Origin of the sequence: Microbulbifer aggregans, assembly GCF_020524005.1 — a bacterium.
GTDB classification, from domain to species: Bacteria; Pseudomonadota; Gammaproteobacteria; order Pseudomonadales; family Cellvibrionaceae; genus Microbulbifer; species Microbulbifer aggregans_A.
The window spans coordinates 1-12944 of the sequence record NZ_JAIVKK010000004.1 but is presented as its reverse complement, the minus strand read 5'-3'; the positions used below and the strand labels follow the sequence as shown (position 1 = coordinate 12944).

9 protein-coding genes are annotated in these 12944 nt (G+C 43.9%); 8 read left to right on the top strand and 1 reads right to left on the bottom strand.

The genetic code is table 11. The annotated features are described in order from the left end of the window. Positions 1-2 precede the first annotated feature (2 nt). From LC093_RS07655 to LC093_RS07645, 3 genes are read left to right on the top strand one after another with little or no spacing between them, the layout of a single operon-like run. Positions 3-971 carry a glycosyltransferase family 2 protein gene (locus tag LC093_RS07655; protein WP_226663862.1) on the top strand — a complete coding sequence of 323 codons (969 nt, stop codon included), beginning with the start codon at positions 3-5 and terminating at the stop codon, positions 969-971. Continuing rightward, positions 964-2184, top strand: a complete 1221-nt coding sequence (locus LC093_RS07650; protein WP_226663860.1) for a glycosyltransferase — start codon at positions 964-966, stop codon at positions 2182-2184. The genes LC093_RS07655 and LC093_RS07650 overlap by 8 nt, the downstream gene beginning before the upstream one ends. Positions 2185-2190: 6 nt before the next feature. After that, positions 2191-3567, top strand: a complete 1377-nt coding sequence (locus tag LC093_RS07645; RefSeq protein ID WP_226663858.1) for a hypothetical protein — start codon at positions 2191-2193, stop codon at positions 3565-3567. A 239-nt stretch (positions 3568-3806) separates the two neighbouring features. On the opposite strand, the gene LC093_RS07640 is transcribed toward LC093_RS07645, so the two are convergent. Next, the gene (locus tag LC093_RS07640) at positions 3807-4703 is read right to left on the bottom strand and encodes a sulfotransferase family protein (protein WP_226663856.1); all 897 of its coding nucleotides are present in this window, start codon (positions 4701-4703) and stop codon (positions 3807-3809) included. Positions 4704-5663: 960 nt separating this feature from the next. Here LC093_RS07640 and LC093_RS07635 point away from each other — a divergent pair. Genes LC093_RS07635 through LC093_RS07615 form a run of 5 tightly spaced genes read left to right on the top strand, consistent with a single transcriptional unit; the run spans position 5664 to position 11867 of the window. Next, the gene (locus tag LC093_RS07635; protein WP_226663854.1) at positions 5664-7067 is read left to right on the top strand and encodes an undecaprenyl-phosphate glucose phosphotransferase; all 1404 of its coding nucleotides are present in this window, start codon (positions 5664-5666) and stop codon (positions 7065-7067) included. A 38-nt stretch (positions 7068-7105) separates the two neighbouring features. Beyond that, complete coding sequence (locus tag LC093_RS07630) at positions 7106-8296, top strand: outer membrane beta-barrel protein (RefSeq protein ID WP_226663851.1); 1191 nt, start codon at positions 7106-7108, stop codon at positions 8294-8296. Between the two features lie 24 nt (positions 8297-8320). Further along, the gene (locus LC093_RS07625) at positions 8321-8860 is read left to right on the top strand and encodes a polysaccharide biosynthesis/export family protein (RefSeq protein ID WP_226663849.1); all 540 of its coding nucleotides are present in this window, start codon (positions 8321-8323) and stop codon (positions 8858-8860) included. A 7-nt stretch (positions 8861-8867) separates the two neighbouring features. Further along, positions 8868-11057 (top strand): GumC family protein, encoded by a 2190-nt coding sequence (locus LC093_RS07620; RefSeq protein WP_226663847.1) that lies wholly within the window; start codon positions 8868-8870, stop codon positions 11055-11057. A 27-nt stretch (positions 11058-11084) separates the two neighbouring features. After that, positions 11085-11867 carry a tyrosine-protein phosphatase gene (locus LC093_RS07615; RefSeq protein ID WP_226663845.1) on the top strand — a complete coding sequence of 261 codons (783 nt, stop codon included), beginning with the start codon at positions 11085-11087 and terminating at the stop codon, positions 11865-11867. Positions 11868-12944 lie beyond the last annotated feature (1077 nt).

Here is a 12944-nt window from a genome sequence, read left to right as displayed (position 1 = left end):
CAATGAGATCTAAAGATTATCTACTCATCTCACCGTGCCGCGATGAAGCGGAATATATGGAGCAAACGCTAGAAAGCGTCGTTAATCAATCCATTAGACCAAAATTATGGGTAGTGGTGGATGATGGATCGAAGGATGAGTCTGCGAGAATACTTTCAGAATACGAAAGTAAATATGACTTCATAAGAGTTATTACTAGAACGGACCGAGGTTTCCGGGCTGTTGGTCCTGGAGTTATCGATGCTTTTTATGAGGGATATAAGTCTATTCGCGCAGAAGACTATGAATACCTTTGTAAGCTGGATCTTGACCTTGTTCTGCCGCCAACATACTTCGAATCATTAATAGCGGAAATGGAAAAAAATCCCCGCTTGGGATCTTGCAGTGGAAAACCCTACAACCTAAGGGATGGAAAACTTATTGATGAACGACGGGGAGATGAACTATCCGTTGGAATGACAAAATTCTATCGTATCAGCTGTTTTCAACAAATCGGGGGATTTCTTCGGGTTGTCATGTGGGATGCGATTGATTGCCACAAGAGCCGCCAACTGGGCTGGCAAGTCGCAAGCTGGGATAAGCCAGAATTGCGTTTCATTCATTTGAGGGTGATGGGCTCGAGCCATAAAGGTGTGATTACAGGCCGCATGCGGCATGGCTTCGGACAGTACTACATGGGCACAGATCCAGTATATATGGCAGCAAGTTCTTTATTCAGAGCCGTGGAGTACCCGCTGATTATTGGTGGTATTGCAATGTACTGGGGGTACTTGAGATCCTTTTTCACGAACAGAGATCGTCTAGAGGATGTAGCACTTCGTCAATTCATCCGGAGATTTCAGTGGCGATCCCTGCTCCAGGGAAAAAGAAAAGCGACCAAACATATGGAGAAAATAGGAGGGAAGCTCTGGAATCCAGAAAGAGTTGTTGAGTCTATGCCTTTGGTAGGTACGGGGATAGCCCATGGCTAATAAAATCGCCTACTTAGCGCCTGAGTTACCTGGCCCTTCATCTACGTTTGTCTACAATGAAATTTTTGCACTAGAAGATATGGGGATAGAGGTATTGCCATTCTCTGTACATGAGGTAGGGATACCTGCAACAAATTCCAGGTTAAGTAACCTAATGCTGCGGAGAGAGGTCATATATAACCAGGTTTTTCTTAAAGTAATAGTCATCAATATACTAGCTTTTTTCTCCAAACCCAAAAGTTACCTTAATACCTTTAAATTAGCGATTTGCGACGCAAATAAGGTTTCACGAGCGCCAAAGCTTTCGTTTGGAATAATGTATAGGTTTCTATATGGAATTTCATTTGCCAAAAAATTGATAGAACTTAAAGCGCAGCATATCCATGCCCATTTTTCGCATGTTCCTGCAGACATCGCTATGTACGCTGCGTGTTTTTCGAATATCCCTTACAGCTTTACCACGCATGCAAATGACATATTCGAGAGAGCCTATCTTCTGCCTGAAAAAACTGAGCGAGCGAAGTTCGTGGCGACAATCTCAAATTTCAACATCGAGTTTTTAACTGGCTTGGGAGTGATTAATGAGAAAATTCATTTAGTTCGCTGTGGAGTTACTTCCAGCCAGTTTAGGCAAAGAACGTACAAAAACAGGTCTAGTCCAATCGTTTTTGGATTTATCGGAAGATTAGTCGAAAAGAAAGGTCTGGATATCTTATTAGATGCTTGCACTAAGCTTAGAGAAAAAAAGACGAATTTCTACGTGGAAGTCGTAGGGGATGGACCCTTACAGGAAAATCTCAAGCAAAAAATCTCTCAACAAAAATTGGAGGATGTTGTAAATTTAAAAGGAGCTTTGCCCCATCAGGAAGTAGCCGCGTGGATGGAACGAATTGATTACCTTGTACTACCTTGTAAAAAAGACAGATCCGGCGATATGGATGGCATCCCTGTAGTGTTGATGGAGGCGATGCTAAAAGGTGTTAGTGTTATCACAACCGATATATCGGGTATTCCAGAATTAGTAATTCATGGAGAAACCGGCTTGGCTGTCGAGTGCAGTTCTCAAGCTGTCGCGGAAGCCATGTTAGAGGCGATCCAGGAGCCCGAGAAGCAGCGGAGAGTAAGAATTGAAAATGCAGCGGCATTCGTAGAAAAAGAATTTGATCTCACCAGCAATACACAAAAACTAAAGTTATTGTTCTCTGGGGTGTAAGGGTACATGCCGAATACATTTGCTTATTTTGCACTCGCTTTCTTCCCCGTTATATCCTTACTCTTATATATCAAATGTAACACAATCACAGCTACTTTTTGGACTATTGTTGGTGGCTATATATTTTTGCCGGTAAAAGTGGCTTTTGATTTTCCACTCGTACCTCCGTTGGGGCAACAAAGTATCCCAGCAATTTGCGCGATCTTTGGCTGCTATATTATTAAACGAGAAAAAATACAGTTTATTCCCCGGGAGAGTTTTGAAAGAATATTTGTAGTGGCATTGCTGGCTGTTCCCGCTATCACGGTGCTTACTAATACCGAACCGTTTTTTAAAGGTGAGGATCTTAAGCCTGGACTAGGACTACAAGACATACTCTCTTCCCTTATCCAAATATATCTTGAAGTAATTCCATTTTTGCTTGGTCTGTCGTTGGTGCATTCACAAAGAGATCAGCAGCGGTTTTTAAAACTGATGGTCATTGCGGGATTTATATATTCGCCGCTAGTCTTATTCGAAATTAGATTTAGCCCGCAGTTGCATAGTGCTATCTATGGATTTTTTCCACATGAATTCAAACAGCAAGTCCGAATGGATGGCTTTCGAGCCGTTGTATTCATAGGTCATGGCTTGCTAGTTTCAATACTATACGTAGCGGTGTTTCTTTGCTCGATCCAATTGGCGCGCCAAAAAGTTAGAATAATGAACGTGCCGGCACTATTTTTTGCTTTATATTTCTCTGTAGTACTAGTTCTTTGTAAATCGGTTGGTGCATGGGTGCTAAGTGTCATGGGGCTTTGTATCTTTCTCATAGGCCCAAGATTCACGACAAAAATGGCCGCGTATTTGTCGCTAGTCGTATTGATATATCCTGCCTTGTGTTTGTTTAAGCTATTCCCGCATGATACTGTGTTAAACATACTTTCTGTCTTTGGAGAGGACCGTGTAGCGTCCCTCGACTTTAGGTTTTTTCACGAGAATATGGCACTGGAGCATACACGTGAAAAGTTAGCGTTTGGCTGGGGAGGTTGGGGAAGAAATAGACCCGAAGGCGTCGTTACTGATGGATATTGGATAATACGGTTGTCAGAGTTTGGGCTAACAGGATTCACCTGCACATTCCTGATAATTCTGTCACCAGTGCTACGTGCGTGTAAACTAATTAAAAGTGCTAGGTCTGGAACAGAGCGTACTGATATAGCATTTGCTGCCCTATTTACTGCGTTAATGGCGGTGAATCAAATACCAAATAGTTCGATGTACAGCTGGCTTTGGTTTTCCATCGGAGTAATGGCAGGTAGCGTTAGGGGTATAAGGGTTCCTAAAAGATCTGCAGGTATGAAGTCACAAAGATTTTTTGATGCTCAACCCTCCAAAGCATAGAGGGTTTCTGGTGCGGCGTACAATATTAACAGCTGATTGATTAATTAGCGTGAATAACTATTCAGCTCTAGCGCAGAACTACCCAATACGCAGAAAATATAAATATTATATTTTCTGTAAATGTAAAGTATTAGGCCTAATTTTTCCTAAAGTTTTGCAAAATATAACTCCACCCTGGTGCGGTGTAGCTATCAATTGCCAGCATCATTTAAGTTGATACGGTAAAACGCGGTAGCGTACTATGAGTACCAGCTAGGTGGTAGTGACCTCCCTACCCAGTTTTCGAGTTGAAGGGTTTCCTTTTTAAAATATAGCAATAATTTAGCTCTAAGCTCTGGGCTTGGTTTCTTTGGTAGATCCGCGGTTTTTCCTGAGCTCTTTGCCGCATATATTGCCAGTTTATTTTTCGAAATAAACTTTGCGGCGCTGTTTAATATTGTTCTCGGAACAACTACTTTTAAAAGTTTCCCCGCGGTTGAGGATTTAACACGTTTTATAAAAGCCTTAATATTACGCCTGCCGGTCTGATCCCCTGACTTATTTGCGTGTGTCAAACTATAGACAGGTACCCTGGGAAGATTCAAAAAGTCATATAGTTCAGTCATTGTTGCTTCAGCGCTTTCCCTTAGATCATCAAATATGATTACGTGTATCTGGGATCGATCGAAAAACTGAGTGAAATTATCGACCTGGCTGAAATAGCAGCTTGTATCCAATATCTCAGGGTAAATTTCAACCGCATTATCAAAATCTAAAATACATTCGCCGTCCATCACCCTCTCATTCATCCTATGTAAATAGTGTGACCAACAGCGTTCAACTGGGTGCCTAAGGAGATATACGATTTGGGCGGAAGGAATTGACTTGAAGATTCTTTCTGCAACTCCAGGATATGCAATTCTTCGAGAATAGCCAGTTGAACAGTCACCGCGTAATGAGTTTGGAGGTGACTCGGCAAACAGTGATAGATACCAGGATTCTGAATCTTTTTCCAAATATTTCTCAGAAAAATATTCAGGTTCTTTAGGGTAGGAGAGATAGACGTTTGGATGGCTATCAAGCATTTGATAGAGGCTTGTTGTACCAGCTTTCATTGCGCCAACAACGAAAAAATTAGGTAATTTTTTGTTTTCCATATGCAACTTTCTAGAATTTCAGGCTTATTACAGTAGTGTAAAAAATTGGTTCGTTAAGCTAACTTACATAGAAGCTCAATTGTCAGATTTCTTCCAGGCCGATCGCCGAACGGTGCCTTCTTACTTGTGGATTAAATGTTCTAAGCTTTTGCAAAACTCTTTCCTTGAGTATCAGATACTTAATTTAGGCAATATTTTATAAGACGTAGAATGTTACCAAAAAGTCCAAAGTCAGTAGGTGAGTTTAGGCCGGTTGACTCTGGAGCAATAAGTTAACAAAAAATACATGCGCACGCTGCAAAATTTTTGGTGAAGAATTACCAGCAGGTCAGCATGATGAGTATGTTATTAGGGGACAAAATTCGATGAAGCCTATTAGCCATCTAGATGGAGGTAGCAGATTTAATCCCTAAATCCTTTGTGTCTAGGGATTTCTTTTAGGGTAAATCGAAAACCGTTTCGACGAATCCTGACGAAAACCTTCTGTTAACAGCCTTTGAACAAGGAGCTGGTCAAAATATCATTTGCTACTGGCAGGTATTTTGCATCAGTACCATAAAAAATGGTAAGGCTGCTGGTACAGAAATTCGTATTTTTTTGGTGAATTGAGATTGAGTGGATTTTCACGCCAGCGTATAGGCGCAAAAGACAGCGCGATAAGACGCAATAAGCGCCCAGGACGTAAAAAATGTTGAATTACTTCACGTTTTGGTCCCATAATCAACGCCGTACGCCGAAAATGAGATTAGGTCACCTTAGTTTACCGTTGTTCAGGATGAGCGACTGAAAGCGTGCAGTTGGGGCTTGTAAATTTACGTTTCTGATTCTCCAGAGTGATGACTAACGTCCTTACCGATTAAATGACTAGTTCTGAATTGCCGGCTATTACCGTTTGAGTTCGCAGGCCTTTGTTGGGCTGCGAGACTATCAATTTGCGGGTTTGTATGTCCCAGGGAGGGGATGGTGGAACAAGGATGGATTCGCAGTCGTCAGAGCGGCATCACTGCGCTATATCGACTTTTTGATGTTTTTCTTATTCAGGGAAGCCTTTTCGCTTGCATCCTGTATTTCGACGTTGTGCCGAGCAAAGACTGGCTGATCGCCGGATTACTTGCAGCAATTAGCTTCGCATTTGTAGCTGAATCAGTTGAGCTTTATCGTTCTTGGCGTGGCGAGACATATTTTCGGATTCTGGGCACTGCTACTCTCGCCTGGTCAGTGGTCTGCATTGTTTTACTCACGCTTGGTTACGCGATGAGTGTCGAAGCCGCATATGACCGGATCGTCGTTGCGAGTTGGTTCTTGGCCACCCTGGTTGCGCTGTCTTTTTGGCGATTCTGTCTCAGACAACTTCTATTTATTTTGCGTCAAAAGGGCCACAACACAAGGCCCTGCGTAATTCTAGGATGTACTGACGCTGGCTATAAACTTGCCGGGGACCTCAGGCTTAACCCCCAGCTGGGAATCAAAGTAGCTGGCTTTTTCGAAGTCGAAGGGTTTAGTGATAACTCTCGCATAGGAAATCAGTTTCCGGTACTTGGGAATCTTTCCGAGGCAATACAACAGGCGCGATCCGGTAAACTCGATCTAGTATTTATCGCACTACCCATGCGCGCCGAAGAAATAATCAGTGACATTCTAGACGAATTTTCTGATACCACGGCAACTGTGCATATTCTCCCGAATTTCTTTGTTGCAAAAATGCTTCATGCGCGCTGGCATCAAGTCGGTAGTAGCAGCCTTCTGAGTGTCTTTGATACGCCAATTCAGGGCTTCGATAGTTGGCTGAAGCGTGTCGAAGACTTGATTATAGCTTCGATCATACTGGTTCTGATTTCTCCACTAATGCTATTAATCGCATTGGCTGTAAAAGCGACTTCCAAAGGTCCTGTTATTTTTAAACAGCGAAGGTACGGTTTGGATGGCCGGACCATCTTTGTATGGAAATTTAGAACAATGCGGACTATGGATGATGGTGAGAGGGTTATTCAGGCCACAGCGAACGATAAGCGTGTTACCCCTTTGGGCGGATTCCTTAGACGGACTTCGCTAGATGAACTACCGCAGTTTTTTAATGTTTTACAGGGGTCAATGTCTATCGTTGGTCCGAGACCTCATGCGGTCGCTCACAATGAGGAGTATCGCCGGTTAGTTTCTGGTTATATGTTGCGGCACAAAGTAAAGCCAGGAATAACAGGCTTAGCACAAATAAATGGTTTTCGAGGGGAAACGGATACTCTGGATAAAATGAGTCGACGCGTGGAGCAAGATCTTGAGTATATCCGGCGCTGGTCAATTCTGCTGGATTTGCGAATTGTATTTTTGACGATTTTTAAAGGCTTCTCCCACAAAAACGCTTATTAATAGGAGCAGCACTCGGTTTTGCATGCCGAGGATAGAGTATGTTAAAGCTAACGGAATACTGTTATTTGACTATTGCGCACCCTTCATGCCTGTTTTTGTGTGCGGCCCTTGCAGGGAATGTCGACGCTGCAAGTATAAGTATTGCTAATGGAGGAACTGTTTCTGTAGAAGCCATGGCGTCAGCGATATATGACGACAACATCTATCTACGAGATGTTGATCCCGTCAGCGCGTGGCTCACAGTATTCTCGCCAGATCTTTCTGTTGCTTTGGAAGGCGAAAAATCATCGCTGAACTCCTCAGTAATAGCGCGAATTGGTCATTATTTGGGCGGTGAGCGCGAAGACTACAGAGATTATATAGGATCAATGGATGGACGTTGGCAGCCTCTTTCTTTCATTCGCTTTACCGTAAGTGGCAGATACATCGATGCAAATCAGCGTGTGAGGCCAGATTTTGATGGTCCCCTGAACCCGCTCATGGAGGATCGAAGAGTCATTTCTCCTGCAGGTGATATTGGTGTGGTTATTAGTTCACTGTCACAACGGAGTCAGTTGGCGTATTCCTTGGGAAAAAGCAGTCAGAACTTCTTTGAAGCAGAGCGAGATTATGAGGATAGCTTTCGTAGCTTAACCGCAAGTTATCTATTGACGCCGGATTTTACGGTAATGGCGGAGGCGCGAAAGTCTGATATTGAGTACGATTTAGCTAGTGTTAGTAACGTATTGAATAGTGAGGAAAGTCGTTACACAGTTGGATTTATGTTGAAAATGCCGAAGACATCGATGACCGCACGCTATGGGACTACTGAGAAGAAATTTATTTCTCGTGATCAAAATTCGGGAGATGTTCCGACTTGGAATTTGGACTTGAACTGGAGCCCAAGAAGTTACAGCAGCTTGAATCTCAAGTTATCTAGTGCGGTGCAAGAGTCCCTAGGCACGGCCGAATTTGTTAAGTCAAATAGCGGAACAGTTTCTTGGCGTCATCAGTGGACCAGGAATTTTCAGAGCAATATGTCTGTATCTAGGGCCGTAGGGAAGTTTTCGGGAATAGATCGAGAAAGGGATCTTAGCATAGGTGCCGCTTCGATAGATTATCGCGTCGGAAACAGTTTTTCTGTTGGCTTTGGTTTTTCTATGACTAAAAGCGCCGATAGTTTTGGCGATATTGAAGATCTATCAGTTGAAAGAAATTTATTGTTTTTGAGTTTAAACGGTCCTTTGTAGAGGGTCGAAGTAAGGTCTATTTAGATGAAACTCTATATGCGGTCTAAATTACTCTTTTGGATAGTACTGATGCCATTCGCGGTGTCTGTACATGCTCAAGTTAATGCCGGACATAAGCTGGGCGCAGGTGATAAAGTATCAGTACTTGTATATGGCGAAAGTGATTTGAGTATCGATCTCTTATTGGATGAGAGTGGTGTAATTAATTACCCTTTCCTCGGTGAAATAGCGGTGTCCGGTCTTACGCCGGCGCAACTAGAAAATATTATTGTCGTAGGTCTTAAAGGTGACTATCTGGTAAATCCAAACGTTACAGTATCAATGTTGGAGTACCGACCGATATATATTTATGGAGAAGTTAACTCTCCCGGTGGATATAGTTATCAGCCCGGACTCACAGTGGCCAAGGCTGCGGCTTTGGCTCAAGGGTTAACAGAAAGAGCCTCTGAAAACAGGATTTACTTGATTCGTGAAGATGAGGGCGAAGAATCTAAGGAAAAAATAGATATGTCGACAAGACTTTTTCCTGGTGACACCGTAACAATAGACCAAGGATTCTTCTGAGTCGTTTATGGAAAAAATCCGAAATTCTGGTTTACCTGAGGCAGATGAAGAGCAGCAAGGTTCATTTGATTTCATGGTGCCTATTTTTGTCATCTATGAAAAAAAATGGTTTATTTTACTGTCTGCGCTGCTGCTCGCGCTGATCGCTTACTTTTATGTAAAGAATATACCAAACTACTATGAGTCAGAGGCTTCTTTGCTGTTTGAGGATAACGAAGCTAGTGTAGTGGCAATTCGCGATGTTTACGAGGTGAGCAGAAAACGCCAGGAGTTTCTGACTACTCAAGCGCAGCTTATCCTTTCCCGTGCAGTTATCGAACGGATAGTTGATGATCTTAATTTGCTCGATCATCCCGCATTTAATGGCAAAAAAAAATCATGGATAGATGATGTAAAGTTGGCAATTGGATTTAAGGATGACGTTGGGGACGCCCTTCCTGTTCAACCGAGTATTCGGAAGCGTGAACGAATAATAAAGTCAATTTCTTCAGGTTTAGGTGTTCGGCCTATACGGAAAACTTTATTGATAAGAATATCATATCGGTCAAGATATCCTGATCTTGCAGCTAGTGTCCCAAATGCGATAGCTAACGCTTATGTGGAAGCTCAGATGGATGAAAGAGTCAACGTAACTGAAAAGGCTACCGGTTGGCTCAGTGATAGACTAATTGGCCTTAGAGATAAATTAGAAAATTCAGAACAGGCGTTAAACGATTTTCAACAGCAGGCAGACCTTGTCGATGTTCAAGGGGTTCGCGGATTAGCGTCGCAGGAATTAAATGAGTCCATGGCTCAGCTACTGGAGGCTCGTCGATATTTAAAACGTACACGAGTTCTCTATGAAGAAATACATAAATCGAAAAACTCCGAAGATGATCTTATAAAACTACCGGAAATACTCAATAATCCATTGGTCCAGACGGCTAGGGCAGGGGTTGTATCCGCAACGTTAAATAAAAATGAGTTGGCACAACGATATGGGCCAAAGCATCCAAAAATGATCACTGCGCAAGGTGAGGTCGATGGAGCTAAATCGCAGTTATCTGCTGAAATCACAAATTTAGTTAACAGTATTGAAGTTGACTTTAGGCAAGCAAAAGACCGGGTCTCTGACCTTGAGCGTGAACTAGCGTCCGCAAAGGGACATCTACAGTTAGTCGCACAAAAGGAAATAAAGTATGACGAATTAAAGCGCGAAGTCGATATTAACCGTCAGCTATATAATACTTTTCTTACTCGCTTCAAGGAAACTAGAGAGGTCTCTGGTTTTAACACACCTGTAGCAAGGATAGCGGATCCCGCGGTAGAACCTAGGTATCCTATTGCTTCTAAGAAGCGCCTTTGGGTGATTATTGCTTTCATAGGCGGTGCGGGGTTTGCTGCGTCAATATTCATTGGCTTGGATTTACTGCTCAAGCCAGGGATCAGAAACCCGCAAGATGTTACAAATAAGTTGGGTCAGGATCTAATAGGATTAGTTCCCGACTTCAAGGTTCATGGAGAAAGTGGCATGCCTCTGCATGCCTATTTTGATGAGGCGGCACCAAGATTTAGCGAGGCTATAAGGACTCTAAGAACAGGTGTCGTCTTATCAAATTTTGAAGATGGCGAAAAAGTCATCTGCGTCACGTCTGCGGCACCGGGTGAGGGAAAAACGACAATCGCGTTGAATTTGGCATTTTCACTAGGGCAATTAAACAGGGTTCTCATCATAGATGGTGACATGCGACGACCTTCTATCGGCGGCAGGTTTTCAGTGCCACCTAATCGTCCAGGACTTGCTGACTTACTCTCGGGTCATTTTGAAATTGAGGAGTGTATTTTTAGAGATGATAAGAGTGGCGTGGATATTGTTCCTGCCGGCGTACGGCCCCTGGATCCTCAACGGTTGTTAGGGTCGCACCATTTTTCTAAGATCTTGGAAAAACTAAAGTCACGATATGACCGTATCATAATAGATACGCCCCCTATACAGGCTGTTAGTGATGCGCTGATTATTGCACGAGAGGCGTGTTCACTTCTGTATGTCTTGAAGGCAGAATCAACAAGCGTCGGAGTTGCACGTACAGCTATTTCTAGATTGCATTCTGTTGGTATAGGTGTCGACGGTGTAGTGCTCAATCGTATTCAGATAGAAAAAAGGGGCCTCTACTCTGATAGCTATTACGGATATGATTACTCGTCACCGGTTCAATGAAATTGGTCCATCTGAAACGGTGGACTTATGGCAGTTGTCAAACGCAACAGGTCACGGGTAATGATTGACCTACACAGCCATATACTTCCCCAAATCGATGATGGTCCGAGAGATTTGTCGGAGAGCCTGTTGCTGTTACAGGCAGCCGCTGAGAGTGGTGTTACGCACATGGTAGCGACACCCCATATTCACCCTGGGCGTTATCCAAACACGTTGAATTCTATAGAAACGGCTTTCCGATCATTTTTGCGATCAGTAGAATCCTGCAGGATTGATATCAAGCTTGCACTTGCGGCGGAAGTCCGTATTTCTGATGAAGTAATGTTTTTAGCTGAACACGAAGAATTACCAATGCTGGGGCACTGGTATGGTGACCCCGTTGTCCTTCTGGAGATGCCGCATAGTCATATCCCTCCCGGTATCAGCCATTTACTCAGTTGGTTGTCGAAGAAAAACATAAGGCCTTTGGTGGCGCACCCGGAGCGTAATAAAGATATCATTCGGGATGTTCGAAACATTGATGTACTGCTAAAGGCCGGTTGCTTACTCCAGGTTACCGCTGGCGCATTAACGGGGCAGTTTGGAAAGCCGGTGCAGGCGAGGGCCGAGCAGATAGTGAAGAAGGGTTTGGCTACGGTGATGGCGTCGGATGCGCATCACCCTGTACGGCGACCTCCGAATCTCCTGGCCGGCAGATTGGCGGCGGAATCCCTAATAGGTAGCGAGCAGGCGCAGAAGTTGGTTTTGGACAACCCAAGGCTGATTGTAAAAGATCGCTTTTTCGCAAGTTGTAGTCTTAGAGCCGGTTGACCCTGGATTCACACTTCCTTCTAGCTGCCAATCAGCTCTTAGATGCTCATAACCTTCCTCTCTCGCGACTTTCATCTCAAGTCCACATTCGCTTAATTCGGGTGGTACACGTCATGGGCCGGCGTTGTCGTGACAGGTAACGAGTCGTTGGGCACCTGATATCAACGAGACCTGATCTTCGCCGAATAGCTGTCTCAAAGGTAAAGGTATAGGCGAGACCATGCAGCGTAGGCTGGTAAGCAGTCTTATATGTTGGGTAGTCGTGGTCTGTGCCATAGTTATATATAGGTCTGTGTATAAGTGCTTTAACTGCCAAGGCTCCTATACCTATATATGAACGGATATTGAATGATATTGCTGCCCGGAGGGTAGTGGCTTGTTAGTCAACAACGATAGTAAAAAGTGCTTGCCGTGGGCCAGGCAGGGACGTATAGTTCGCGCCCTCATCGCTGCCGAGGCAGTGGTGGGAGGTGAGTAAGCTATTGATTTTCAAAGACTTTTGTCTTGTGAAAATTTTAAAAAAGCAGCTTGCCAAGGTCGGAAAGCTCGCTATAATGCGCGCCACTTCGACGGGGTCGCCAGGCGGCAACGTGAAGTCGACCGGGGCTCCGGCAGCCCATCAGGATTGAAGATTTGGTGCTTTTGAAGCCCGCTTTTCAAACCTGAAAAAAGCTCTCAAAAAGAGCTTGCCAAGCGGTAAGAGCTCGATATAATGCGCGCCCTTATCGAGATCGCCGAGAGGTGGTCGAGAGCTTCGGAACACCTTGATTTATAAGGGTTTCGGAGTAAAAAAAGTCTGCGAAAAGCGCTTGCTAAAGCAGATCGGATGTGTAGAATACGCATCCCGCAGTGAGAGCCCGGCGCTCCACTGAGTTGTTTAAAAAATCGATCAAGCAATATGTGTGGGTGCTTGCGGAGTGATGGATCGAACATCTACCCAATCCTTTATGGAGAGGGTTAGAAAAAGATTTATCGGAAGCAAGTAACTCATGTCAATGAATTACGTTTTAATTCCGAGCAAGACTTAAGTCTGGCGTGGGAGCCTATTCCGGTTCCCGTGAGCGTCGGGCGACTCTT